23 protein-coding genes are annotated in these 26071 nt (G+C 66.0%); 11 read left to right on the top strand and 12 right to left on the bottom strand.

Going from position 1 to position 26071, the window contains the following annotated elements; translation table 11 throughout:
* Window positions 1-21: 21 nt before the first annotated feature.
* The 5 genes from AB0P21_RS38865 to bla (AB0P21_RS38845) form a co-directional block, all read right to left on the bottom strand.
* Entirely contained in the window at window positions 22-858 is an 837-nt protein-coding gene (locus AB0P21_RS38865) for a DUF262 domain-containing protein (protein WP_363704084.1), read from the bottom strand.
* Between the two features lie 120 nt (window positions 859-978).
* Complete coding sequence (locus AB0P21_RS38860; protein ID WP_363704082.1) at window positions 979-1386, bottom strand: hypothetical protein; 408 nt, start codon at window positions 1384-1386, stop codon at window positions 979-981.
* Window positions 1387-1817: 431 nt separating this feature from the next.
* Complete coding sequence (locus tag AB0P21_RS38855; RefSeq protein ID WP_363704080.1) at window positions 1818-2351, bottom strand: hypothetical protein; 534 nt, start codon at window positions 2349-2351, stop codon at window positions 1818-1820.
* 519 nt (window positions 2352-2870) lie between these two features.
* Window positions 2871-3566, bottom strand: coding sequence for a hypothetical protein (locus AB0P21_RS38850; RefSeq protein WP_363704078.1), 696 nt, complete (start codon window positions 3564-3566; stop codon window positions 2871-2873).
* Between the two features lie 76 nt (window positions 3567-3642).
* Complete coding sequence (gene bla, locus AB0P21_RS38845) at window positions 3643-4560, bottom strand: class A beta-lactamase (protein ID WP_363704077.1); 918 nt, start codon at window positions 4558-4560, stop codon at window positions 3643-3645.
* A 99-nt stretch (window positions 4561-4659) separates the two neighbouring features.
* Between bla (AB0P21_RS38845) and AB0P21_RS38840 the strand changes: the two genes are divergently transcribed.
* Complete coding sequence (locus tag AB0P21_RS38840) at window positions 4660-5571, top strand: LysR family transcriptional regulator (protein WP_363704075.1); 912 nt, start codon at window positions 4660-4662, stop codon at window positions 5569-5571.
* A gap of 182 nt (window positions 5572-5753) precedes the next feature.
* On the opposite strand, the gene AB0P21_RS38835 is transcribed toward AB0P21_RS38840, so the two are convergent.
* Entirely contained in the window at window positions 5754-6590 is an 837-nt protein-coding gene (locus AB0P21_RS38835; protein WP_363704073.1) for an NAD(P)H-binding protein, read from the bottom strand.
* Window positions 6591-6695: 105 nt separating this feature from the next.
* Between AB0P21_RS38835 and bla (AB0P21_RS38830) the strand changes: the two genes are divergently transcribed.
* Entirely contained in the window at window positions 6696-7613 is a 918-nt protein-coding gene (gene bla / locus AB0P21_RS38830; protein ID WP_363704071.1) for a class A beta-lactamase, read from the top strand.
* Here bla (AB0P21_RS38830) and AB0P21_RS38825 read toward each other — a convergent pair.
* From AB0P21_RS38825 to AB0P21_RS38810, 4 genes are all read right to left on the bottom strand, one after another.
* Window positions 7606-8637: an SRPBCC domain-containing protein gene (locus tag AB0P21_RS38825; protein WP_363704069.1), complete on the bottom strand. Its 1032-nt coding sequence runs from the start codon at window positions 8635-8637 to the stop codon at window positions 7606-7608. The genes bla (AB0P21_RS38830) and AB0P21_RS38825 overlap by 8 nt on opposite strands.
* A gap of 116 nt (window positions 8638-8753) precedes the next feature.
* Complete coding sequence (locus tag AB0P21_RS38820) at window positions 8754-9779, bottom strand: alcohol dehydrogenase catalytic domain-containing protein (RefSeq protein WP_363704067.1); 1026 nt, start codon at window positions 9777-9779, stop codon at window positions 8754-8756.
* Window positions 9780-10547 (bottom strand): SDR family oxidoreductase, encoded by a 768-nt coding sequence (locus AB0P21_RS38815; protein ID WP_363704065.1) that lies wholly within the window; start codon window positions 10545-10547, stop codon window positions 9780-9782.
* Window positions 10547-11275, bottom strand: a complete 729-nt coding sequence (locus tag AB0P21_RS38810; protein ID WP_363704063.1) for an FCD domain-containing protein — start codon at window positions 11273-11275, stop codon at window positions 10547-10549. Before AB0P21_RS38810 ends, AB0P21_RS38815 begins: the two co-directional genes overlap by 1 nt.
* A gap of 90 nt (window positions 11276-11365) precedes the next feature.
* On the opposite strand from AB0P21_RS38810, the gene AB0P21_RS38805 reads away from it, so the two are divergent.
* The 5 genes from AB0P21_RS38805 to AB0P21_RS38785 are packed head-to-tail and all read left to right on the top strand — an operon-like array spanning window position 11366 to window position 17514.
* Window positions 11366-12490: a substrate-binding domain-containing protein gene (locus tag AB0P21_RS38805; protein ID WP_363704061.1), complete on the top strand. Its 1125-nt coding sequence runs from the start codon at window positions 11366-11368 to the stop codon at window positions 12488-12490.
* Complete coding sequence (locus AB0P21_RS38800; protein ID WP_363704059.1) at window positions 12487-13992, top strand: sugar ABC transporter ATP-binding protein; 1506 nt, start codon at window positions 12487-12489, stop codon at window positions 13990-13992. Before AB0P21_RS38805 ends, AB0P21_RS38800 begins: the two co-directional genes overlap by 4 nt.
* On the top strand, window positions 13989-14957 hold the full coding sequence (locus tag AB0P21_RS38795) for an ABC transporter permease (protein ID WP_363704057.1): 969 nt from the start codon (window positions 13989-13991) through the stop codon (window positions 14955-14957). The genes AB0P21_RS38800 and AB0P21_RS38795 overlap by 4 nt, the downstream gene beginning before the upstream one ends.
* A complete protein-coding gene (locus AB0P21_RS38790) occupies window positions 14954-15931 on the top strand; it encodes a Gfo/Idh/MocA family oxidoreductase (protein ID WP_363704055.1) in 978 nt (325 codons plus the stop codon). Before AB0P21_RS38795 ends, AB0P21_RS38790 begins: the two co-directional genes overlap by 4 nt.
* Window positions 15928-17514: a hypothetical protein gene (locus AB0P21_RS38785; RefSeq protein ID WP_363704053.1), complete on the top strand. Its 1587-nt coding sequence runs from the start codon at window positions 15928-15930 to the stop codon at window positions 17512-17514. The genes AB0P21_RS38790 and AB0P21_RS38785 overlap by 4 nt, the downstream gene beginning before the upstream one ends.
* 29 nt (window positions 17515-17543) lie before the next feature.
* On the opposite strand, the gene AB0P21_RS38780 is transcribed toward AB0P21_RS38785, so the two are convergent.
* Complete coding sequence (locus AB0P21_RS38780; protein WP_363704051.1) at window positions 17544-17900, bottom strand: nuclear transport factor 2 family protein; 357 nt, start codon at window positions 17898-17900, stop codon at window positions 17544-17546.
* A 184-nt stretch (window positions 17901-18084) separates the two neighbouring features.
* On the opposite strand from AB0P21_RS38780, the gene AB0P21_RS38775 reads away from it, so the two are divergent.
* The 4 genes from AB0P21_RS38775 to AB0P21_RS38760 are packed head-to-tail and all read left to right on the top strand — an operon-like array spanning window position 18085 to window position 25016.
* Complete coding sequence (locus AB0P21_RS38775) at window positions 18085-21249, top strand: glycoside hydrolase family 97 catalytic domain-containing protein (protein WP_363704049.1); 3165 nt, start codon at window positions 18085-18087, stop codon at window positions 21247-21249.
* Between the two features lie 28 nt (window positions 21250-21277).
* Window positions 21278-23296: a catalase gene (locus tag AB0P21_RS38770; protein WP_363704047.1), complete on the top strand. Its 2019-nt coding sequence runs from the start codon at window positions 21278-21280 to the stop codon at window positions 23294-23296.
* 36 nt (window positions 23297-23332) lie between these two features.
* The gene (locus AB0P21_RS38765; RefSeq protein ID WP_363704045.1) at window positions 23333-23614 is read left to right on the top strand and encodes a hypothetical protein; all 282 of its coding nucleotides are present in this window, start codon (window positions 23333-23335) and stop codon (window positions 23612-23614) included.
* A 37-nt stretch (window positions 23615-23651) separates the two neighbouring features.
* Window positions 23652-25016, top strand: coding sequence for a thioredoxin domain-containing protein (locus AB0P21_RS38760; protein ID WP_363704043.1), 1365 nt, complete (start codon window positions 23652-23654; stop codon window positions 25014-25016).
* Between the two features lie 48 nt (window positions 25017-25064).
* On the opposite strand, the gene AB0P21_RS38755 is transcribed toward AB0P21_RS38760, so the two are convergent.
* Complete coding sequence (locus tag AB0P21_RS38755) at window positions 25065-25982, bottom strand: ScbA/BarX family gamma-butyrolactone biosynthesis protein (RefSeq protein ID WP_363704041.1); 918 nt, start codon at window positions 25980-25982, stop codon at window positions 25065-25067.
* Window positions 25983-26071 lie beyond the last annotated feature (89 nt).

Below are 26071 nucleotides of genomic sequence, written 5' to 3'. Positions count from 1 at the left end.
TGATTGAGGAACAGCGAGCTTTTACTGACTAAATTGCGGCCAACACTGATTTCCCGGGTCCAAATTTGGTTTCAACGGCCAATCCTCCTTGTACGCCTTACTGGTATCACTCCCCTCGGCCTCAAGCCGCTGGAACACGAAGTTCCGGACTAGGTCGGCGGCGGTCAACGGCGTACCACGCGCATTGAGGGTTTCGAAGATCTCCTGTGAATTCTCTGCGGCGAGCAACTCAATAGTCACAAGTTGCAGGTCTGCCTGTAAAGCACTTGCAAGCTGATCAGCCTTACTTGCGAACTCATCGACTTCGAAATCACCCAGCCACCGAGTCACGACTGTCGTGAAATAGCGATGCGCACCAACGATCCGCGACTCAAAGTGCTTGATGCTCGCGTAGTCAACAGGCGCTTCGGCCGTCATCACCTCATCAAATGCGGCACGATCATTGTTAAGGTGGCGCAACTTCAGGCGACTCTCGCCTTCGGGCACGAAGTTGGCCGAGTTATGAGTCAATGATTCCAGCTGGCTGGCGAGTCGATTGAGTCCCGCTTGAGCAAGGACAGCACTCGTCGAGTCCGTGAGCAGCTGGAGTGTGGTCAGCCGCTGCTGTCCATCGATCACATTCCAGGTCGTGACCCTATTACTTCCAGCGTCATGAGCCTGAAGGACCACAGCTCCGAGGAAGTGTTGCTGATTCAGGTGCGGCTCCGCGATTCGCAGCTCAACAACCCGGCGGATATCCATCCATAGCGGCTCCCATTGCTCATCCTCTCTCCAAACGTACGGACGCTGGAAGAGCGGGATCACAAAATGCTGCGGAAGATTGAACACCTGCAGCGGGGTTCGCTTGAACGTTTCCACGAAGCGCATCCTCCCTCGACGTGTGAACATATTGACTCAGACTGATTCGACATGCCCACCTCGACAACCAAGCTTGACGCCGAATCCATGGTGGTGACCTGGGCAACAAGGAGATGCGTTTCAGGCGCTCGCCGCGCGCATGCGAAACAATGAGAGGTCGTAGCCGGTGCCCGTTACGCTGCTGGTCACTGGCTCCCCGTCAGGTGTCTTGAACTGAAGGTGACTGAGCGCAACGCCGGACAGGAAGGCACCTTCGACCGGATAGCCGCCTTCAGAACGCTTGATCTTCTCGGACAGTTGCTTGGCAAGGTACTGCGCGAGGCTTACTTGCTTGCCGGTGCCGACCCCGCCAACAGTCAGAGTCAGGCTAGTCACTAGCCCTGGATTCAGCTCGTCAACCTTGATAGCCAGCTGATATGTCGTGACCCATGCCATGCCGTAGTGATGGCCCAACTCATTCACGACCGGGACTGTCTCCAGCGCCTCAATGACCCTTGCCTCAATGTCGAAGTCGTCCCAAGTACTCATGCGTGGCAGGCTCTCCCCTGAAGAGTCTGCCGTCAATGGCTAGCGCTCCCTGCGCTCGTGGATCGATTGACGTTCGCTTTCGATCGCGTCTGCGAACCGCGCTCGGAGCTCGGCCAAGGAAGCGTGACCAGTGGCGGAGAGGCTTTGGAGCACTCGCGGCAGCGGGCTGCTGTACGACACATCCTTCATATGCGTGGTACACCCCGATACTCTCGATCGACAGCTCATCGCCGGCCTCTGCAAGCGCATAGGCGAGGACCTGGCGGAGCGTTCGAGGCAAGGAATCTTGAGGGCGCTGTTCGGATTTCACCTCGATCAACGTGTGACCAAGGAGCAGATCACCTCACCGAAGCGATCAGCGGAGGGCGGCTTAACGACGACAGTCCGCCCAGGTCGGACAGGATGGGCCGTGCCGACCTGCGGTACTGTCGTCAGAACTCGAGAAGCACCTCGATCGCCTCGCTGAACGGTTCAGGTCGCTGATATGTCCAGTACGCGCGCAGGTCTTCTGGCCTGGTGAGTTCGGTCTTCGAGAGCGGGTAGGCAATGGACTCCAGGCAAGCTAGCTGCCAGCAGAGACGTGCGGCCGCTACTTGCTGGTCGCCATCACTCACGTCGTCAGGATCCTCATGCGAGGGGACCTTTCGCCACATTGACAGGTCCGAATCATCTTCGCCTGACGGCTCGTAGCCAAGCGATCTAATCGCGTCTGTCCCCGCAGTTAGAGAGACAATTGCCGCCAGGGCGGCGTACGGCATCGTGCGGGCGAGATCAAGCCCAATGCGGATCTCGATCGCATCACCGATGAGAGTGTGCGCTCGCACTGCCAGCATGGGATTCCCGTGCACACCACCTTGTAGAGTTTTCGCCCACGACCGGGTGAACGGCTCGTGGTGCGGCAGGTGCTCTTCAAAGAACCGACTGATCGGGCTCCTCGGATCCTGGAGTGCGATGGCGATCGCCATGTCAGCAGGCACGACCAGAGAGCGGTGCTACGTTCGCAAGAACAGACGTCATAGGCCTCAGGCTTCCAGACCACTCCACGCGTCGCATCGTCCAATCGCATCGCGTCTACTGGCCGTTTAACTGACCGCATTGGATGGCAAATACTGCACGTCGACTGGCACTGATGACTACCTCGACACGATATTCTCGCAGGTCACGAGCATGTTCGAACAGCATCGACAAGTGTTGAGATGTCTGGCGGGCAAAGCGGTGGTTAGGGGTTCGAGTCCCCTCGTCGGCCCTGTGAAATTGGCATATGCCCATCGGGACATGCTCCCGAGGGCTGCAGCTCATCTTTTACTCATCCTTTGAGCCTTTCCTCGGCCGACTCCCGGGTTAACACGGTTAGCCGGAACAGGTGCTGAGCCCCGAGCGGGGCGCCGATCTGTGGCCAGTTCAGCCGATGGAACGGCGTACCACCGGGCAGGATCTCCACCAGGCGATCTGGGACCACGAACCGATCTGGAACTACACCGTTCTCAAAGGCCGATGGAATTGATCTGCCTGTACTGGGTGCTCAAGGCGCCTTTGCGTAAAGTGTCGGAGGTGTGGGCACCAGGGAAATAGCCGCGGGCGTACGGGAGGGCGACCCGGCCGGCGTCCCAGTAGGCCTGGCGGCGGCCGTCGATCACGACGATGCGGAGGTTGGGCTCTTCGCCGTTTGTGAGGCGTGCGATGTCCTGGGCGCAGGCAGGGATCTTGCGGGTGCCGCGGAAGGGCTGGTTCCAGATGACGTCCTTGATGGACGGTCCGTGGTGTGGGTTGAAGAAGCAGGGTGGTCTCAGTTCCGGGAGTGGTCGGCCGGTCGCTTGGGCGCGGAGGCAGGCCAGGGAGTATCTGCCGGTGGCCAAGGTGTCCGAGATGCGGGTGACTTCGGCGGCCTCCTGGAGGCCGGCCACCACGGCTTGGGAGTACTCATAGGCCTCCAGGGCGCGTTGATAGGCGATCCGTGTGGCGTCGTCCAGTTGTGCGCCGTCGAGTTCGCGGCCCAACAGGGACAGTTCTTCGCCGTACTGCGTGATGTCCTCGTTTGCCAGGTCGCGAATGGTGGCCAGCTCGTCACTGCGCTGCCTGCGGTCCGCGACACGCCCGCGGATCCAGGCGACGGCGGCAAGCAGTCCGCCGATCACGGCGAATCCCAGGACGATTTCTATCAAGAAGGGTAGTTCTGGCAACGATCACTCCTCATCGAAACTAGACCAGAAGGAGGCGAACAACTGGCCCAAGCGGTTGCATATGGCAACGAGTAGTTCAGCGGGGCTGGTCGAGGAGCGACAAAGCCTCTCGGGTTGCTGCCGCGATCAGCGCGTCGTGTCGTGGTGCGTTCTTGACGCCTTTGGTGGAGAGGATGGCCAGGACGATCGGGGCACGGCCGGGCGGCCAGAGGATCGCGATGTCGTTGCGTCCGCCGTAGCCCGCAGTACCGGTCTTGTCGCCGACCGTCCAGCCTTTCGGTACGCCGGCGCGGATCACTGTGTCGCCGGTGGTGTTCGTCTGTAGCCAGCCAACCAGGAGTGCGCGTTGTGGGGGCGCGAGGCTGGTGCCGAGGGTCAGTTTCTGGAGTGTGGTCGCGATGGCCGCGGGGGTTGTGGTGTCGCGTGGATCGCCGGGAACGCCGTCGCTCAGGGATGGTTCGTTGCGGTCGGAGCGGGTGACGGTGTCCCCGAGTTTCCGCAGACCGGCCTGGAAGCCGGCCGGGCCGCCGAGCTCTGTCAGCATCAGATTGGCTGCGGTGTTGTCGCTGTAGCGGACTGCTGCGGCACAGAGGTCCTGCAGCGTCATCCCGGTGCTGAGGTGCTGGCGGGTGATAGGTGAGTTGTCCAGGAGATCGGACCGTGAGTAGGTGATGACCTTGCCCAGTTGATTGCCTTGCGCAAGCAATAGTCCGGCGGCGAGTGCCTTGAAGGTCGAGGCGTAGGCGAAACGCTCGTCGGCGCGGTGAGCGACCGTTCGCTGGGAACCGGTATCCAGCGCGAACACCCCGAGCCGCGCGCCGTACCGGCCTTCGAGCTGGCGGAACGGCGCGGTTGACGAAGGCGATGACTGCGTGGGAGTCAGCGTGGGCATGCTCCTCCTACTCGGCGTCGGCGTCGGTCCCGAGGAGATCGGCGGATCTGGTGCCGCGGTGCAGCCGGCAACAGTCAGCAGCGCGACGGTCAATGAGGTCACGATGACTCTTTTCGGGAGTTCCCAGCGACATCTGTTCATGGTGGATCCAGTCTCGGCGCACCGGCGATGTAGTTCCATTTAATGATCTAGTCTCATTCCATGAAGCACGGCAACATTGATGATCTCTTCCCCTTCCGTGTCCTGGCGGCGGTGAACGAGTTCGGCACGGTTACCGAGGCTGCGCTGGAGTTGTCGCTGAGCCCGTCGGCGGTGAGTCAGCAGCTGCAGCGTCTCGGCCGGACCCTCGGGACGCCGATGACGATCAGGACCGGCCGCCGGGTGGCCCTCACGCCTGCCGCGCATGAGTTGCTCGCGCAGGTGAGTCCGCTACTCGACCAGTTCGACCAGGTGACCCGGCAGATGTCCACGCCGTCGACGCGCCTGACCGGGCGAGTCCGGGTCGCGGCGTTCACCTCCGCGATCCGCGGCGGCTTGCTCACCGCTGTTGCCGAGCTACGCGACCAGCACCCAGGACTGTCGATCAACATCGTGGAGCTGGAGGCGGACAAGTCCGAAGCGGCTTTGGCCAGTGGCCGGATCGACCTCGCCCTGGTCCCGCACTGGCGCGGTCAACCACGCCCACCCCACCCGAAGCTCACCAGCAGACGGCTGCTGGACGACCCGGCTGACATCATCTGCCTCCGCGAGGACACTGGCATCACCGCCTCGACCCCTCCAGAGATTCTGGTCGAGCGACCTTGGGTGTCCGCTCCGGGCGGAACGCTGGGCCATCTGCTCGCCGATGCCGGCAAGCCGCCACGGGTGGCCGCGGAGCTGAGCGATCTGGCGCTGCACATCGAGTTCGTCCGGGCGGGACTCGGGCTGGCGCTCGCTCCCAGACTCGGCCGCCCCGCGCTGCCGGAGGGAGTCATCGCCGTCTCGCTCGAAGACCCGCCGACGCGCGTGGTGTCGATCGTGACGCGCACAGCCCAGGACGAGGATGCGATCCTGCTCGCTGTCGCCCGGCAGATCCGGCAGCGATTGACCGGTACTACCGTCGACCTCCCCTGATCATCGGACCACGCCGCGATCTGCGAGGCCCGAATGTGCTGCCGTCCTTCGATGCGTGCTGGCAGACCTGCCAGCACGTGCCGCCTGGGGATCCAAGGATGTCATCGCCGCCGTGTTCGGTGATCCCAGCGGAGCACCTGCTCCCGCAGGAGGACCCGGCCGCCTTCGCGGAGGCCCTGCCTCTATTGATCAATTAGGTCTTTCGCATGCGCCGAAGCCCAGTCGTGGAGGGTGCGGGGAGCTTGACCGGTGAGGTCTTGCACCGTTGGGACGATCGTCGTCTCGTCTGCCTCGCCCTCGACGAACAAGCGGTAGAAAGCGTCGACGTACGCCGGCGGCGTTGACTCCGCGAGCTCCTCGCGCACCCGGTCGTTGGGGATGCCTTCGAAACGCAGTGGACGGCCGATCGCCGCAGCGACGATCGCCACCTGCTCCTCTGGTCGCAGCGCCACCGGCCCGGATACGGCGTACGCCTGATGCGCATGCCCGCTCTCGGTCAGGCACACGGCGGCGACAGCCGCCAGGTCGTCGGGGTGCAGCGTGGCCACTGCGACGTCGGGGAACGGGAGCCGCACGGTGTCCCCGGCGCGTAACTGGTCGAGCCAGCGCAAAGTGTTGCTCATCAGGCTGTACGGGCGCAGGAACGTCCACTCCGGTCCGTTGTCGCGAAGAGCCTGCTCGGAGCGGATGTGATAGGCGCCGACCGCATTGGTGAGGTCTCCGGACGGCGCGGCTGACGACGACAGCAGTACTACTCGCTGGACGCCTCGAACCCGCAGTTCCGCCATGGACTCGTCGATGCCCGGATAGCCGCTGTGGACGAACGCCGCGTCGACCCCGTCGAGCGCCGTACGGAAACTGCCGGCATCGTTGAGGTCCACGACGGCCACCTCGGCCCGTGGATCCACAGCTGCGGCACTCCGCGCCGAGGCCACCGCCCGTACTGCGTGCCCTCGATCCAGCAGACCGCGGACCACTGCACCACCAGCTTGTCCGGTCGCCCCGGTCACCAGAATCATGGATCGATTCTCCCCTCGCGGAAGGTCATTTCCGAACCCCAGAACAGCGCATCCCCTTCGCGCGGATCGGGTCCGTGATCGCCGACCCGATACAGTGTCGATGCCATGCGACGACTTCTTCTCAGTACTTTCGCCGCCGTCGTGATGGTGTCCGCCGGGTGCTCCTCCGGACCGGAGGCCGTCGCCCCCGCAACACCGCCACCGACACAGCCGAGCACGAGCAGTCCGGCACCGACGCCGTCGCCAACCCCAGCAACAGCGCCGTTCCGCAAGCTGGAGAAGCAGTACTCCGCACGGCTCGGAGTCTTCGCGCTGGACACCGGTTCCCAGCGCACCATCGCCTATCGCGCCGACGAGCGCTTCGCCTACGCCTCGACCTTCAAGGCGCTCGCCGCCGGCGTATTGCTTGCTCAGGGCAATGACATGAACAAGCTGATCCAGTACTCCGAGTCCGACCTGCTCGACAACTCGCCGATCACTCGCAAGCACGTCAAGACCGGGATGACCTTGCAGCAGCTCTGTGACGCCTCGATCCGCTACAGCGACAACGCCGCGGCCAATCTGATGCTCACCGAGCTCGGCGGCCCCGCAGGCTTCCAGGCCGGGCTGCGGAAGCTCGGCGACACCGTCATGCGCTCCGACCGCAACGAGCCGTCCCTGAGCGATGGCGTACCCGGCGACCCACGCGACACCACCACACCTAAGGCCATCGCGACCACCCTTCAGAAACTCACCCTGGGCAACGCCCTCCCGCCGGCCAAACGCGCTCTCCTGGTCGGCTGGCTGCAGAACAACACCACCGGCGACACCACGATCCGCGCCGGCGCGCCAAAGGACTGGAAGGTCGGCGACAAGACCGGTACTGCGGGCTACGGCGGCCGCAACGACATCGCCATCCTGTGGCCACCCAACCGGGCGCCCGTCGTACTCGCTGTCCTCTCCACCAAAGGCGTCAAGAACGCCGAACGACACGATGCGCTCATCGCCGCTGCCGCCGAGGAGACGTTGTCGCTGCTCAGCTAGGACGGCGGGACGCGAGGTGCTCGCCGAGCTGATCGAAGAAGGTGATGGTGCCGGCCTTCAGCGCTTCGAAGTGCTCGTCGGTGACCACGCCGGTCTGGTGGAACTCCTGCTCGGTGCCACCGTCGACCGCCCGAAGGTTCACGGTCAGCTCGGTTCGGGCGGGCTGGTCGGGGCTGTCGTTCTCGCTCAGCGTGAAGACCAGCCGCTCGCCGGGCACCGCCGCTCGGACGAAACCGTTGAACGGCAGGTCGATCGAGCCGTCGTCGGAGGTTTGCCGGGCTGCGAAGCGTCCGCCGGGCCGCAACTCCATCACCACTCCGCTGGTGGTGAAACCGCTCCCGACCCACCACTGGGCGAACTGGTCCGGATCGGTCCAGGCCGCCCACACGGCCTCCGGCACCACCGAGTAGACGTTGGTCAGAACCAGCTCATGGGGAGTCTCGGCGTCACCGCCGAAAACATAGGTCGAGGCGATCTTGCCGCCCTCGAGCTGGCGTACTTCGGTCAGCTCGGCCTTGCGACGCGGTGCCGTCGGGAACAACGCCTTGCTGTCCGCGCCCGCGATCAACGGATAGGTGATGAGCCGCAGCTCGTCGACCAGCCCGGCCTCGATCAGACTGGCAGTGATCCGCGCGCCGCCGACCAGGTAGATGTCTCCACCCTCCTCGGCCTTGAGCTCGGCCACCTCAGCTACTGACCGAAGGAAGGTCACGTTGGGCCAGTTCGCCGTCTCCAGCGTGGTCGACAACACGTAGTGCGGGGTCTCCTTGACGAAGTCGGCCCATTCCAGCTCGGCTGCCGTCGGCGGCTCGCCGGTGATCCACGCCGGCGTCTGCGGCTTCGTCTGCACCGACGTCCAGTAACCCTCGTAGCCGGGGTACATCCCGCCGCCCAGCAGGCAGGCATCGACCTGCGCCGTCAGCCCGAAGTCCTCCGACCACGACTCCGCCCAGTCCGCCGTCCCGTCGGGACCTTCGATCTTCGCGTCGAGCGACATCTTCATCGCCGCGATCAGCTTGCGCATTGCGTGCTCCGTCTCGTCGAGGTGGAGCCAGTCTCAGCAGCCGAACCATCCAAATCCATCAAATGATCCAGCCTGATTCCATGAAGCGGAGCAACATCGTGCGAAGTCCGCCGCGGTCAGTCCGCGAAAGTGAGCAGGACCTTGCTGGAGCGGGAAGGGTCGGCGGCCTCCGCGAAGGCGGCTTCGGCGGAGGCGAGTGGGTAGGTGGCGCTGATGATGGGCGCGAAGAGGTGGGGGTGCGCGGCGATGATCGCCAAGGCATCTGGGAGTTCGGAGTAGAAGCGGCTGGAGCCGGCGATGGTGAGTTCTCTGGTGACCGCTAGGTGCAGTGGGGCCAGGACGCCGTCGGCGGGGAGGTGGCCGACGTTGACCATGGCGCCGCCGGGGCGGAGGGCTCGGAGGGCTAGTGCTACGGCGGCTGGGGAGCCGGAGGACTCGATTACCAGGTCGGCGGGTGGGAGGGGTTCGTTGGCTTGGGCTGTGTGCGTTGCGCCGATCTGGAGGGCGAGCTTCAGCGGGTTGTCGTGCAGGTCGGTGGCTGTGATGGTGCGGGCGTTGCCGGCGTGAGCCAGGGCGACGGCGAGTAGGCCGATGGGGCCGGCGCCGGTGATCAGGACGTCGCGGCCTTCGACGGAGTGGCCGAGGTGTTCCAGGCGGCGCAGGCCGTGCAGTACTACGGATGCCGGTTCCGCCAACGCAGCGACCTGGAGATCCAGGCCGTCCGGCACGGGGACCAGTCGATGCGCCGGGATGACGAGGTGCTCGGAGAAGCCGCCGTCGGTGTGGGGGTCGCGGGCTGCGCTGCCTAAGTAGCGGAGGTTCTCGCACAGTTGTTGGTCGCCGCGCGCGCAAAAAACACAAGCGCCGCAGATCTGGGCGGGGTGCACCGCCACGCGGGTGCCGACCGCAGGACCTGATCCGTCAGCGGCGGGCCGTTCCACGACGCCGACCACCTCGTGGCCTAGCACCATCGGCCGCAGTAGTACTGATTCACCGACTCGGCCTGAGCGCCAGTAGTGGAGGTCGGAGCCGCAGATTCCGCCGAAGAGCACTCGCACGACCGCTTGATCCGGCGACGGCTCAGCCAAAGGCCGTTGCGAGATGGTCAGCACGCCAGGGCCCGAGACGACCAACGCGTCCACTCAGATCACCGCCGTCAGGCCGCCGTCGACGTAGATGATCTGGCCGTTGACGAAGTCCGACGCTGACGAGGCGAGCCAGATCGCCGGACCCACGATGTCGTCGACCTGGCCCCAGCGCCGGGCGGGCGTGCGCTGCGTGATCCAGCTGCTGAACTCCGGGTCGGCGACCAACGAGGCATTGAGGTCGGTGTCGAGGTAGCCGGGGGCGAGGCCGTTGATCTGCAACCCGTACGGCGCCCACTCGGCGCACATGCTTTGCGTCAGGCCGCCCAGGCCGTTCTTGGCGGCGGCGTACGGCGCTGTGGACGGGCGCACCAATGCGTTCTGCACCGAGCAGATGTTGACGATCTTGCCGCTGCCGCGTTCCAGCATGGGGCGGGCGAAGGTTCGGCCGACCACGAAAGCGCTGGTCAGGTTGACGTCGATGACCCGGCGCCAGTCCTCGGTGGGCAGCTCCGTCAGCGCACCCCGGAGCTGAATACCCGCGTTGTTCACCAGGATGTCGGGGCAACCATGCGCGGCGACAATCTCGTCGGCTGCTCGCTCGACCGCCACCTCGTCGACGACATCGAAGGCGGCCACGAACAGAGCATCGGCGGAGAGGTCCAACTCGGTACGCAGCTTCGAAGCGGCAGCCTCGACGCGATCAGGGTCGAGCCCGTTCAGGACGACGCGTGCCCCAGCGGCCAAGTAGCCGCGCGCGATCCCGAAGCCGATGCCGCGCGAGGAGCCGGTCACGACGGCCAGCCGGCCCGCCAGGCTGAACATCAGTGCGCCGCGTCCGGTCCGAGAACCTCGACCCGCGACGCCTTCACCAACGCGGTCGCGGCGGACTCGGCGGCCTTCGGATCCCGCGCCGCGATCGCCTCGACCACCCGCTCATGCCGTTGCAGCGAAGCGGGTGTGTCGGTGGTGAAGAGCTGATGCCGATCGGAGTACCGCGCATGCAGAGTCGCGAGCAGGGTCTGCACCAACTGGCTCAGTACTGCGTTCGCCGACCCCTCCAGCATCGTGCGATGGAAGCTCGTGTCGGCGATCACGAAAGCCGCCCGATTCCGTACGTCGTACGCCTCGCGCATCTGCTGCAGTTGCTGGTCCAGCGAGCCGGCCAGCCCATCGGCAGCCTCCCGCGCGGCCATGCTCGCGGCGACCGGCTCGACCGCCTCCCGCAAAGCCAGCAGCTCGGACAGTTGCCGATCGCCGTCCGGACCGTCGGCGCGCCAGCCGATCACCTGCGGATCGAGCAGCGCCCAGGACGCCTGCGGCTGGATCGTCGTACCGACCTTGTGCCGCGGCCGGACCATGCCCAGCACCTCGAGAGTGCGCAGCGCCTCCCGCACGACAGAGCGGGAAACCTGGTACTCCGCCTCCACCTGCTCAGGCGAAACGACACCACCGACCGGCAGGTCGCCGTGGGCGATCCGTTGCCCGATCGCGTCCACGATGCGGCCGTGCAGGCCGCGTGATCGCGGCCCGGGGTCAGCGGGAGGTGTCATTCGGGCTCCTCGGCACGAGCTCTTGTAAAAGTATGATTAAACAGACTATACATCCGGCGTGAGGATTTCCATCGATTGAGGAGCACCGACATGCCGAGGATCGCCGTGGTGAAAACGGGTGCCGTGCTGCTGGTCAGCACCGCACTGCTGCTGTCGGGCTGCAGCAAGGCCGGCGAGGGTGCGCCGGCGGCGACCCGGACCGTGGCCGAGCTGCCGGGATCGATCGACTTCAACGACGCCCAGCTCAAACAGGTCGAGGACGAGATCACCGCCGCCCTGCAGGGCAAGGACGTCAGCAAGGTCCGGGTAGCGATGGTGATCAACAACCCGTCGGCGTTCTGGACCGAAGGCCAGAAGGGGATGGAGGCGGCCGCCGCCAAGCTCGGTGTCAAGGCAACCTTCCAGGCGCCGGCCGGCGGTGACCTGAACCAGCAACTGTCGATTCTCGACACCCTGCGGTCGGACAAGATCGACGGCTACACCTTGTCCGCGGTCGATCCGTCGGCCGTCAAGGGCCCGGTCAACGCGGCACTCAAGGCCGGTATCGGGGTGGTCGCGATCGACTCGGCGCTGTCCGGGACCAGCTCCCCCGTCGTCTACCTCGGTACGCCGAACACCGAGGCCGGACGGCAAGCCGGTGAGGCGATGAAGAAGCTGCTCGGCGGCAAGGGCGAGGTCGCGATCCTGACCGGCTCGCTGACCGCGTCCAACGCCGTCCAGCGGGTTGCCGGTTTCAAGAAGGCGCTGGAAGGCACCGACATCAAGATCGTCGACACCCTCAACGACGACGCGGATCCGGCGAAGGCCTTGTCCAACGCTCAGACCGCGCTGCAGGCCAACCCCGGACTCTCCGGCATCTACACCGTCTGGTCGTACGACGGTCCCGCGGCGGGCCAGGCGATCAAGGCCGCGGGAAAATCGGGCTCGGTCGTCGTGGTCGCCGATGACGCCGAACCTAAGACCGTCGAGTTCGTTCGCGACGGCGTGATCCAGGCGATGATCCTGCAACGCCCGTACCAGCAGGGCTACATGGGCGTCTATCTGACCACCGCCCTGAAGGTGCTCGGCCAGGAGGCGACCGAGCAACTGCTCAAGCCGTTCGTGACCGAGCAGGACGGCGCCTCCACCCTCAGCTCGGGCATCGGCCTGGTGACGAAGTCCAACCTCGATCCGTACCTCGAGAACCTGCAGAAGCTTGGCGTGAGCAACAAGTGACCGCCACGGTCCACGTCACCGGGGTACGGAAGACCTACGGGCAGACCGAGGTCCTCAACGTCGACGAACTCGTACTGCGTGCCGGCGAGGTGGTCGCGCTGGTCGGGGAGAACGGCGCCGGCAAGTCGACGCTGGTCAGGATCATCACCGGGATGACCGCGCCGACCACTGGCCTCGTGCGTATCAACGGCACCGAGCTCTCCCCCGGCGATCCGGCCCATGCGCAGCAACTGGGTGTCGCCACGGTCTCCCAAGAGTTCCCGCTTGTCGGTCAACTGTCGGCTGCCGAAAACCTCATGCTGAACAGGCGATCGGGCAGTCGCCGGGTGATCTACGACCGGCGTGAGACCGAGCGGGCCGCGACCGCGCTTCTGGAGCGCCTCGAGCTGGCGGTGCCGGTACGTCGTCGGCTGTCGACGCTGTCGGTCGCGCAGCAGCAACTGGTCGAGATCGCGAAGGCGCTGGGACGCGAGCCTTCCGTCCTGGTGCTGGACGAGCCGACCTCCGCGCTCGGGTCGGTGGAGTCGCAGCGGGTGCTCGACCTGGCCCGCGAGTTGGCTGCGCAGGGCAAGGTTGTTGTTTTCATCGGGCATCGACTTGACGAGGTTCAGCAGGTGGCCGATCGGGTTGTTGTCCTGCGCAACGGTTCGGTGGTGGCGGATCTCGCGCCGCAGGAAGCCAGCCAGGACGCGATTGTGCGGGCGATGGTCGGCATCGAGCTGATGGATCTGGTGGGCGAGCTGCCGAGCCTGGCCGAACGACCTTCCCCGATGCTCGAAGTAGCCGGCCTGACCGCACCCGGCCTCGGCCCGATCGACCTGACTGCGCGACGAGGCGAGATCCTCGGAGTAGCCGGGCTGATGGGCTCCGGTCGGAGCCGGCTCATCCACACCTTGATGGGGTCGATCCCGGCGACCAGCGGCTCGATGCGGCTGGACGGTTCCAGCTATGCGCCACAGCACCCCGCCGACGCGGTCGCGGCCGGGGTCGGGCTGATTCCCGAGGATCGCAAGCGCCAGTCCTTGTTGCCCAGCGCATCGGTTCGCTGGAACATCTCACTCGCGGCCCTGCCGGCGCTCGCGAAGTACCGGGTCGGGTTGTCGCCGCGGGCGGAACGCCGGTTCACCGATGAGCTTCGCCGGTCGGTACGAGTCCGGTGCTCGTCGCTGGATCAGCCCGTCGACCAGTTGTCCGGCGGCAACCAGCAGCGCGCGATCTTCGCCCGCTGGTTTGCCACCAAGCCGAAGTTGTTGCTGCTGGACGAACCAACCCGCGGTGTCGACGTCGGGGCGAAGGCAGAGATCTACCGGCTGATCGAGCAGGCGGCGGCGCAGGGCGCGGCAGTCGTGGTCGCGTCGTCGGAGCTCGAGGAGTTGATGCAGCTCACGCACCGGATCGCAGTACTGGCACGCGGGCAGCTGGTCACGACGGTGGAGCGCGCGGAGTACAGCAAGCACGCGTTGATGACCGCGGCCAACCAATCCCCAGGAGACGCGCGATGACCGCAACCACAGCTGTGAATCGCTTCCTGCGTGGACAGGAGGTGGGCGTGGTCGTCGCGGTCGTCGTGCTGTTCGCGGTCTTCTCGACGGCCAGCGGCAACTTCGCGAGCGGCGCCAACCTGCAGACGATGGGCGTCGACCTCGCGCAGTACGGATTGCTTGCCTTGGGCGTCAGTTTCGTCATGCTGACCGGCGGGATCGATCTGTCCGTCGGCTCGGTGGTCGCCTTCTCCGCCGTCTGGTCGGCCTGGCTCAACGTCCACGCAGGACTCCCCGGCGCGATCGCGATCGCCGCGGCTCTGTTGACCGGAGCAACGATCGGTCTGGTGCACGGCTTCGCGGTGACCGCCATCGGCGTACCGCCGTTCGTGACGACGCTGGTCACCTTGGTGATGGCCCGCGGCGCCGCGCTGGCGATCACCGAAGGATTCCCGATCGATGGCGTCGGTACTGCGTTCACCGACCTCGCCCAGCTCCGCATCGCTGGTGTGCCGCTGCCGACACTGATCTTCGCGGGTGCTTGCCTGATCGCCTGGCTGTTCCTGGAACGCACCTACCAAGGACGCCAGGTGTACGCCGTCGGCAGCAACGCCGAGGCAGCTCGACTGGCCGGCATCCGCACCAACAGACGCATCATCCTGACGTACGTCGTCAGCAGCTCCTGCGCCGCGGCGGTCGGCGTACTGGTCGCTGGGCGGCTCGGCGTCGGTCAGCCGAGTATCGGCACCGGCTGGGAGCTGAACGCGATCGCCGCTGCGGTGATCGGTGGGATCAGCCTCACCGGCGGGATCGGCCGGGTGCTCGGGGTCGCATTCGGCGCGATCCTCCTGGTCTGCATCAACAGCGGACTGGTGATCCTGCACGTCTCCCCTTACTACCAGCAGATCGTGCTCGGCGCGGTGCTGGCGATCGCGATCGTCACCGATCGGCTGCGCGCCCGAACGACGGAGAGGAAGCAAAGATGAGTGCGGTCAGAGTGGCGCTGGCGGGGGCCGGCGCCATCGGCGAGATTGTTGCCCGTGACACCTATCCCGGCGCCGCAGTCGAGCTGGTCGCGGTGGTCGACCCCGATCAGAAGCGGGCGGAGGCAGTAGCGAAGTACAGCGGTGCTCGCGCGTTTGGTGAGTTGAAGGACGCGCTGGACGAGGTGGACGCGGTCGACGTCCGGGTGCCGCATCACCTGCATGCGCAGGTCGCGCTGACGGCGATCGAGCATGGCAAACACGTGCTGGTGGAGAAGCCGATCGCCACCACGCTCGACGATGCACGCCGGATCGTCGACGCGGCGCGGTCGGCGGGCGTCGTACTGGCTGTTGCTGAGAACTACCCGCATCTGCAGGCGGTTCAACAGGCTCGGGCGTTGCTGGCCGACGGTGTGATCGGCCGGACGCTCGCGGTGCGCTCCACCAGGGCGTACCAACTGGACGGAGTCTGGCGGCGTGACTGGCGAGAAGGCACCGGACCGGCGGGCGGCATCCTGCTCGACCAAGGCACTCACCAGGTCAGCCTGATCCGGCAGCTCGCCGGATCGGTCTCCGCGGTGTCAGCCGTCGGCTCGCACGAAACGCTGTCGCTGACCCTTCGGCTCGACAGCGGGATCGTCGCGCAATCCCTGCTCACCTGGCAGAGCCCCGGCACCTGGGACCAGTCAGAGGCAACCCTGTACGGCGACGCCGGGCGACTCGACGTCGTCGTGGACTACGAACAGCACCAGGGCGGTTACGCGCTCTGGACGCCGGATCGCACCGAGCGGCTCGGCAACGAGAACTACTACGACAGCCACGCCTCGATCGTGAACGACTGGGCGGCGGCGATCCAGGAGTCGCGCGATCCACTCGTGATCGGCGAGGAGGGTCTGGAGGACCTCGCCGTGGTGATCGCCGCCGCGGACTCATTGCAGGCAGACGGAGCTTTCATCGACGTGAGGAGACAGCAATGACCAGTGGGGTGAACCGACGCACGTTCATCGGTGGCAGTGCGGGCCTGGTGACCGGCGCTGTGGTGGCGACCGGAGTACAGCAGCCTGCCGTTGCCAGCACTGCTTCGAGGAGGGCTCTGATGTTTCGCGACGACTTCGGCGCAGTACCGGGCTGGGAACGCCAAGGCGTGGTGATGCGCCAGGACCTGCCCTGGGAGAGCTCGCTGCTGCAGGATCCGTGCCTGGTGTACGGCAGCGGCGGCGGTCCGCTCTTCAAGCTCTGGTACGGCTCGCTGCACGGTGTCGGCTACGCGACCAGCCAGGACGGACGCCAGTGGACCAAGCAGACCGAGCCCGTACTCCGCCCGACGCTGCCCACCGAGAGCAACGCGCTCAACCAGCCGAGCGTGGTCTACCAGGGCGGCCGCTGGCACATGACGTACTTCGGTGTCGCGGCCGACGGCAACGGGGCGATCCACTACGCGTCCGCCACGAACCCTGGTGGCCCGTGGACCAAGGGCGGCGTCGTCCTGACCTCGACGCTGCCGTGGGAGGACAGGTGGATCTACAACTCCTCACTCCTGTACGACGCCGGCGCCCGCCTGTGGAAGATGTGGTACACCGCCGGGATGATCGCCTCGGCCGGCGGCGAACCGGAGTACGTCTGCTACGCGACAGCCACCAACCCGGCCGGGCCGTGGACCAAGCACCCCGCCAACCCGCTGATCCGGCCGATGCAGGACGGCGGCTGGGCCTCACTCGGCATCGGCGGACCCAACGTGCGCAAGCTGCCTGACGGGACCTATGAGACGCGCATCGTCGGCTGGCAGGCCGACTATCCGTCCCGTGGCGGCCGCCTGACCTCGCCGGACGGCCTGACCTGGCAGCTCAACCGCTCGTCGATGGAGCTCGACCTAGGAGTCGTCGACGGGCCGGAGGACGGCATGATCTACCGGCAGTTCGTCGTCGAGCACCAGGGCCGCAAGTACATGTACTACAACGTGAAGAACAACCGGCCGGGCTGGAACGAGACCATCAACCTGGCGATCTGGAACGACAACCTGCAGACGATCGACCCTGCCAAGTGGTGCATGAACCAAGCCTGGCAGGTACCGACCGGAGCCTCCTTCACCGTCCGCGATCGGCAGGCCGTCTCCCTGGGCAATGCCCCCGCCGATCGCCCCCAGACGCTGCAGGGCAATGTCCGCATCGACGCGCGCGACTACACCCTGGCTGCGACCGTCACCCCACTCAGCCAGGCCGTCGGTGAACGAGACAACGTCCTGCTCGCCCGCTACACAGACCGCGACAGCTATTACTACGCCGGCATTGCGTCCTGGAACCAGAAGTACGCGATCGGCGTGATGGACAACGGCGTCAACACCAAGCTCGCCGGCACCGGAGCGGCCACCGACATCGCCGTCGGCCAGGCCCACCGCCTCGCCTTCAAACTGACCGGTTCACGCCTCGACCTCTACGACAACGACCAACTGGTCCTGTCCACCAACGACCCGACCCTGATCCCGTCCACCAGCTACGTCGGCCTGCAGACCACCGCCGGCCGCGCCCAAGCGAGATTCGCCGCAGTCTCCGTCGAACGCTGACCAACGAGAACCAAACGGTGGATCCGGCGTCAGGGAGCGAAGAGCGGCGCTAGGTCCACGAAGATTCGGTAGCTGGTGATCAGGCCGGCCTCATCGACCTCCCAGATCGATACGGCCGGCACTGTCACGGTGCGCCCGTCCAGGCGCGTATAGGTGACCGTCGTCTCGGCGACCGTGGTGCTGCCGTTGACCCATGCGTTCACGATTTCGTGACTGAGGCTCTGGATCATCGCGAAGAAGGCCCGGTTGCCAGCGGCGATCGCCTCCCGACCGGCCAGCGCCTCGTTGTTGCCGAACACGAACCGGCCCCCGTCGGCGAAGAGCGCGGCGAACTCGTCCGCCCGCTGGTCGTCGACCAACTCGAAAACCTTGTCTGCCGATGTCATCGGACCCCCTGGTGTCAGTCTCGGTCCCCGTGACTTCTCCTGGACTCATGCTCTCCGCCGGAACAGCTCGAGTCCACGGCTGGCAGGGGACGAATTAGGCTGCCTCCCGAGGCGTCGGCGGAGAGAGGCACGCATGAACCGTTCTGGCAGAAAGCGCACGGGGGCGGCAGGATTTCTGGCCGTCATGCTCTTCTTCGGGGCGGTGGTTGCGGCGCCTGCTCGAGCTGACGTCAGCGACAGCGCTCAGGTTGTCGAGTCTCCGGATAGGGAGCTCAAGGTTGCGGTCGAGACTGTCAACGGGCGGCTGAGTTACAGCGTGAACAGTCGCGGCCGGGTGCTGGTCGGTACGTCGGGCCTCGGGGTTGATCTTGCTGGGCGGCCGAGTCTCACGCAGGGGATGTCGATCGAGTCCGTCGAGCGGCGATCCATCGATGAGACGTGGAAGCCCGTGTGGGGGACGGCGAGCAGCGTCAGGAACCACGCGAGTGAGTTGACCGTGCACTCGGTGCAGGCCGGGACGGGGTTCAAGCTCGACCTGGTGTTCCGGGTGTTCGACGACGGGGTCGGGTTTCGGTACCACTTTCCCGAGCAGGCGGGGCTTACGTCGTACGCCGTGACGGCGGAGCAGACGGAGTTCGTGCTTGATCCGGTGGCGCGGAGTTGGTCGATTCCGGCGGGAAAGACGTGGTCGGCTGATGAGCAGCACTATCGCGATCTGCCGCTGAGTGGGGTGGCGACCGCGCAGACTCCCATCACTGTCTCGCCTGCCAGCGACGCCTACGTGGTGGTGCATGAGGCTGATCTGACTGATTACCCCAGCATGACGCTCAGAGCCACAGCGCCGGGGCGGTTTACCAGCGAGCTGATCGGGCTGCCGGATGGGACGAAGGCCAAGCTGAACGGCGAGTTCTCCACGCCGTGGCGGACCTTGACGATCGGTGAGCGGCCCGGCGAGCTGGGTGAGTCGCATCTGATCGAGAACCTCAACGACCCCTGTGCGATCTGCGACGACACGTCGTGGATCAAGCCGGCGACGTACGTCGGTGTCTGGTGGGAACTGCAGCGGCGGGACACCACCTGGACGGCCGGGCCCAAGCACGGCGCGACCACGCAAAGGGTCAAGCAGTACGTCGATCTGGCCAAGCAGGCCGGTGCCAAGTTCGTGCTGGCCGAGGGGTGGAACGCCAACTCGGGCGGCGCATGGGCCAACCAGGACTTCCTCACCCCGCAAGCCGACTTCGATCTCCCCGAGGTACTCCGGTACGCGGCGGCCAACGAGGTCGGCTACATCGCGCACAACGAGACCCGCGGCGACGTCGACTACTACGACCAGAACCTGGAGAAGATCTTCAGCCGGTACGAGGCGCTTGGTATCCACGCCATCAAGACCGGTTATGCCACGAAGTTCCTGCTGGGCGGGGTCAATCGCAGCCACTATGACCAGGAAGCCGTGAAGCACTACCAACGGGTGATCGACGCGGCCGCCAAGCATCACATCACGGTCGACGCGCATGAGGCGATCAAGCCGACCGGTCTGGCCCGCACCTACCCGAACATGATGACCGGCGAAGGCGTCGCGGGCATGGAGATGCAGAACTACATGGGCGCCAACGGCAACCCGCCCGCGCAGGCAACGATCCTGCCCTTCACCCGCTTCATGGGCGGCCCGGCCGACTACACCCCGGGCGTCCTCAACGTCACCTGGGATCCGGCCCGTCTCAACACCCGCGTCCAGACCACCTCGGCCGCGCAGCTCGCGCTGTACCCGACGTTCTTCAGCCCGCTGCAGATGCTCGCGGACACCCCCGAGAACTACGCCGCGCACCCCGGATTCGCTTTCCTCAAGGACCTCCCGGCCAGCTGGGACGAGACTCGTGTACTCGACAGCGTGATCGGCGACTACACCACAACCGCCCGACGCAAGGGCGACACCTGGTACGTCGGCGCGATCACCGACGAGAACGACCGGACCCTCGAACTCCCGCTCACGTTCCTCCCCCACGGCACCTTCGTGGCCGAGATCTACGCGGACGCCCAGGAGACCATCTGGAAGGGCAACCCCCTGCCGATCGAGATCCGCAAAGTCCTGGTCCGATCCTCCACCCGCCTGTCCATGTCCCTGGTCGCCGCCGGTGGCCAAGCAGTCAAGATCCGACCGGCGACAACCGCCGACACCCTCCCCTGGTACTCCGGTCCGCAGGCGACCTACCCAACCCCCGAAGCCACGCTGGACCCAGCCACCCAACAGCTCACGGTCAAGTCGTCTCTCACCAACGAAGGCAGTACCGTCGCCGACCTGGAGACCCAGGTGTTCCTCGACGGACGCCCAGCCAGCACCCCACAACATGTCCGTGTCGCAGGCGGTGGAACCCGAACTGTCACCATCAAACTCCCCGCCGCCGAGGTCCCCGACCGAGACTTCCGAGTCGCCATCGGCGCACCCACCGGCGAGCGCAGCGAGGCGACCCAGGTCCACCAACCGAATTCACTGCAGAACCTCGTCCGCGAGCTCAGACGATCAGGCGACCTCACCTCGTCCGCCGCAGCCGTCCTTCAACCCTCGATCACCACGGCAGAGACCAAGCTGCGCGACGGCGACCTGACCGGCCGACTCCTCGCCCTGCAAGACGTCCGGCTCAACCTCTACGGCCGATCCAACATCACCACAGCAGCCCGGACCGCGATCGACAACAACCTCACCACCCGCCTTGGCAGCCCGCAAGCGCTCTTCGCCCTCGCCCTCAAGGTGCGTCAGGCAACAATCGATCCCACCGTCTCGGCCCACCTGATGGCCGAGGTCAGAACCGCCATCACCGCAGCGATCGCGGCCGACCCAGCAGCGATGCGCCAAGCCGTCACCCGCTTCACCACCTTGGTCGAGGCGGGACCGATCCCACCGGAGACCGCGACGCAACTCCTTGCCGCGAGCAAGGTATTTGCCGCCGAGCCACGCCGGATCGAAGCGGAGACCGAGCAACTGGTCGCCGGCGCCTGCCGCCGTACGGACCACACCGGCTACACCGGCACCGGATTCGTTGCCTGCCTGAAGACCAAGGACAGCGGCGTCCGGTTCAACACCCCGGTGCTCGCCGACGGCCTGTACTCCGTCCGTCTGCGCTACGCCAACGCGATGGGCGCCACCCAGACCATGACGCTGGCCAGCGGCTCGCAGTCCCTCCAGCTCCAACTGCCCACATTGCCGAACTGGGATGTCTGGTCGGACCACCAGGTCAGCCTCAACCTCAGCCAGACCACCCCACTGAACCTCGTCTTCGGCCCAACAGACAGCGGCAACATCAACTTGGACTCGATCACCCTCGAAGCCGACCCAGGAGTCATCCGACGCTGAGTGTGTAGCCCAGGGGTACCGGCCGCACATGCCTCCGAAACCCAAAGCTCCCAGTACGCCGAAATCGCTGCTCACCACGGCGCAGGGACTCCGACTGTCGGACACCGATCACTCGCTGAAGGCCGGTTCGCGCGGGCCGACGCTGATGGAGGACTTCCATCTGCGCGAGAAGATCACCCACTTCGACCACGAGCGGATCCCCGAGCGGGTGGTGCACGCCCGCGGCGCGGCGGCGCACGGCACTTTCACCGCCTACGGCAACGCCGGGGCGGCCACCAAGGCCGGCTTCCTGGAGCGCGGCCGGGAGACGCCGGTCTTCGTCCGGTTCTCGACCGTGCTGGGCTCCCGCGGCTCGGCCGACACTGTCCGTGACGTCCGGGGTTTCGCGGTGAAGTTCTACACCGAGGAGGGCAACTTCGACTTGGTCGGCAACAACATGCCGGTCTTCTTCATCCAGGACGGGATCAAGTTCCCCGACATCATCCACGCGGGCAAACCGCACCCGGACCGGGAGATCCCGCAGGCGCAGTCCGCGCACGACACCTTCTGGGACTTCGTCTCGCTGCACACCGAGGCGACCCACCACGTGATGTGGGCGATGTCCGACCGCGGCATCCCCCGCTCGTACCGGACGATGGAGGGCTTCGGCGTCCACACCTTCCGGCTGGTGAACGCCAGTGACGAGACCTGCCTGGTCAAGTTCCACTGGAAGCCGGTGGCCGGCGTGCACTCGCTGGTCTGGGAGGAGGCGCAGATCGCGGCCGGCGCCGACCCGGACTTCCACCGGCGGGACATGGCCGACGGTATCGACAACGGCGCGCCGCTGGAGTTCGAGCTCGGCGTGCAGATCATGCCGGACTCGGTCGACCAGACCTTCGAGGGCATCGACCTGCTCGACCCGACCAAACTGGTGCCCGAGGAGCTCTGCGAGGTCCAGCTGATCGGCAAGCTCTCCTTGGACCGCAACCCGACCAACTACTTCGCCGAGACCGAGCAGGTTGCCTTCCACACCGGCAACCTGGTCCCCGGCATCGAGGTGACCGACGACCCGCTGATGCAGGCCCGGATGTTCTCGTACCTCGACACGCAACTGACCCGGCTCGGCGGCCCGAACTTCACCCAGTTGCCGATCAACTGCCCGCACGCGGCGGTCAACGACAACCTGCGCGACGGGATGCACCAGACGCTCGTCCACGACGGGATCGCGCCGTACCTGCCCAACAGCCTCGGCACCGATGCCGAGCCGGCGCCGGCCACGGCCAAGGAGGGCGGCTACGTGCACGTCCCTCGCGAGGTTACCGGCACCAAGGTGCGCGAGAACCCGGCGTCCTTCGCCGACCACTTCTCGCAGGCGAGCCTGTTCTGGGCCAGCATGACCGAGGTCGAGCGGGTGCACATCATCGAGGCCTTCACCTTCGAGCTCGGTAAGTGCTACGAGCAACCGATTCGCGAGCGGATGCTCACCGTGCTGGCGAACGTCGACGCCGACCTCTGCACGGCGGTTGCCGAGGGCCTCGGTCTCCCCGCGCCCCAGGGCAAGCCGGCGGACGCAGTACCGTCGCCTGCGCTGTCCCAGATCATCGTCACGCCCGGCCCGATCGCGGGTCGGGTCATCGGCGTGGTCGCGGCCGACGGCGCCGACCTGGCCGGGATCACCAAACTCCGCCGCGCAGTCGAGGCCCAAGGCGCCGTACTGCGCCTGCTGGCACCGTCCGGCGGCACGATCAAGAAGGCGCGGTCCACCCAGCCGGTCGAGCGCACCTTCCTGACTACCCGCTCGATCGAGTACGACGCCGTGCTGGTCGCCGCCGGCAACCCGGCACTCAAGGACATCAAGCTGACCGTCCTGCTCGGCGAACTGTTCCGGCACTGCAAGGTGATCGGCGCCTGGGGCGACGGCGCCGAGGTCCTCACCGCCGCCGGGATCGACACCTCGGCCCCCGGAATCCTGCTCGCCGACACCATCGGCAAGCCGTACACGACCGAACTGTTCGCGGCTCTCGGCCTGCACCGGGTCTGGGACCGCGCCGAGGTCATCATGAATTAGTTGCTTGCCTGGCGGCAGGGTGGGTACGGGCTAGAGATGAGTCACCACATCGAGATCAATGGTCACCGAGTGGTGGAGCTGGCCCAGGTGACGTCGCGAGTGTTCTTCGGTACCAGCACGATCTGCGTCGGGTGCGGAGCCCGGTTCGTTGATCGGCTCGAGATCGAAGAACGCTTCTGCCCTGCCGCCACCGTGGCCCACGGTCACCACCTGGTCGGCGACGACGGTCTGCTGTACTGCCGTCGGTGCCCGCTGGTGGCCTACGACCTGACGGACGTGGCCACCGAACCGAGTTGCCCGATGCCGCTCCAACCCTGAGTCAGCATACTTCGGCCGACGATATATAGTCGGCCCGGTGAGACACCTCCTCAAACCGGCGATCGCGTTCGTGGTGCTGTACCTGCTCGCGGTCTGTACGCCGTACGGCCAGTCCGTCGAGAACCGGTTCGGCGGCTACGCCTCGGACACGTGGGTCTCCCATATCCAGTACTCCGTGGGCCCGCCGCCGCTGCGGTTCGAGAACCTCACCTTCGTCGCCGGTGTCGCGCTGATCGTCCTCGTCGCCGTACTTCGCAAACAGTGGCGGCTCGCCGTCGCTGGCATCTTCGTCCCGGTCGCCACCGCTGCCAGCACTTACCTGCTGAACCGGCTGATCCTGCCCCGGCCGGACATCTCCAACGCACCGGCGGGTCTGACCGAGGTGAGCTTCCCCAGCGGCCACGTCGCCGTCACGGTAGGCGTCGCAGCCGGCGCGATCCTGGTCTCCACCCCACGAGCCCGCCCGTACGTCGCCGCGGCAGGACTGTTCTGGCTGGCGTTCGTCGCCGCCGCGGTCCAGAACCTGGGCTGGCATCGCCCCAGCGACGCGATCGGCGCGACCCTGCTGGCCTGCATCTCGTATCTGGTCGCCAGCCATTGGTTGCCCAAAGCAACACAATCGACACACAACCTTGGACTGCTCCCAGGTCTCGTGATCAGCACCGCCGGCGCGATCCTGGGCGCAGGCCGCACCGACTACTTCCCCGAAGCAGTCGGCACCGCCATCGTCGGCCTGCTGTGTGCTCTCATCCTCTGGTCCACCTTCGCGCAGGGCCTCCGCACCGGCCTGATCGCAGTACTGGTCCTGGCCATCGTCTCCACGATCGGCGTCGACTACTGGCGCAAGCACTCCGCAGTCACCGTCGACAGCAGCCAATCAGAGCCGGCAGTGATCACCGGCCCGGGCACCGCAGGCAAAGGGGTGACCGTCGGAAAGCCGGGCGCCACCACGAACATCGACTTCTATCTCGGCTTCAACTGCGGACGCTGCGCGGAGTTCGAGCAGGCGAGCGACAGCACACTGGATTCGATGCTCGAGAACGGCACCGCCACCATCACGTACTGGCCGGTCGTCGCTCCCGAAGCGGATCAGCGGCTGCCCAACCTGTTCGCGGTGGCCGCCGCCAACGGCAAGGCACATGGCTTCCTGCATGCGTTCTACAGCGATTTCGAGAAGGCGTGGACCGACAAGCAACTGATCGAACTCGGCGAGAAGCTCGGGCTGCCGAGGGGGAAAGTCACCGCGGCGCTGACGACGAACAGTTACCAGGACTGGTTCGGGACGCTGGATCAGACCACGATCGACCGCGAGATCACCGACCTGCCGGCTGTGCTCGTGAACGACCGGAAGTTGCTGGGCGACGAGGTCACCCTCGCCAACCTGAAGAGTGCGATCGGCTGACGCCGAGCGGGCTGCCGATCCTGCTGCTACAGGATCGGTAGCCGGTTCTCACCGGGAGCGGAGTTCTGTTGTCACCAAGGTGTTCAGTACCGGCTTGTCTTGTTGAGTGGCAGTGATCTGGACGGTTGTCCGGCCGCGTTCGTCCATCGGGCCCGGGTTGGCGGTGAGGTGGCAGGGTTGGTCGAATTCGACGTACCGGAAGAACTCGGTGTCGAAGCCGGTGGTGGTGACCCGGATCGGCAGGGCTGCCTGTGCTGCCTGGGCTGCGGCTTCGAGCAACACCATGCCGGGCACGTGATCGTGGGGATGGTCGAAGAGCACGCTGTGGCTGGTGTCCACCCGAAGTTGCCAGCGCAAGGCGCGGTCGGTCGGCGAGAGCACCACGTTGCGCGGATCCTGCCGACCCACCAGCGTCGGTGATACCGGGGACGTGAGTGGGATGGCCCGGCTGAAGGACTCCTTCGCCGAGGCGTAGGGGCCACGGAGCCGGTCGTAGATGGCGGGCGGATGGGCGCTGTAGTGCACCTCGGCGCCACCGACCGGCCGGCCGGAGGTCGACGCCTCGATGCGCGAGACCAGGAAGACCGATCCCATCCGGCGCCGGGTGATGGCCGGGTGGGTCACCTCCAAGGTGACCTCCTTTCCGTCGGCGGGAAGGTCGAGGGTGGCCGGGCAGATCCAGGACCGGATCCGTTCCCAGCCGAGGCGGTGGCCGAGCGGGATCTCGTGCACCCGATGGCTGAGCAGCGCCAGCGCCTGGCGCAGGCTTTCGGTGAAGAGCAGTGGCGTATAGCGGTCTTCCTCGCAGTAGAAGGTGTGTTTCGCCGGCCAGCGCACGGTGACTCGCTGGCCGAGCTCGGGCAGTTCCCCCCAGTCGACCACCAGTGCCTCGTCCAACTGGTCCTTGCGCACCAGGGTCCGGATCTCAGCGGTGCCGGGTGGTGGAGCAGCAGTGCTGTTGGTCATGACAAATTCCCCCCTGTGGGACGACAAGTCCGGGGACAGGGGCATGGATTGCCCCACCCCCGGATATAAAGTAAAGAATCTTCTTCTTT

The organism is Kribbella sp. NPDC056861 (genome assembly GCF_040687575.1).
GTDB lineage: Bacteria > Actinomycetota > Actinomycetes > Propionibacteriales > Kribbellaceae > Kribbella.
The sequence above is the reverse complement of the archived record's forward strand: the minus strand, read 5'-3'. Positions and strand labels throughout refer to the sequence as shown.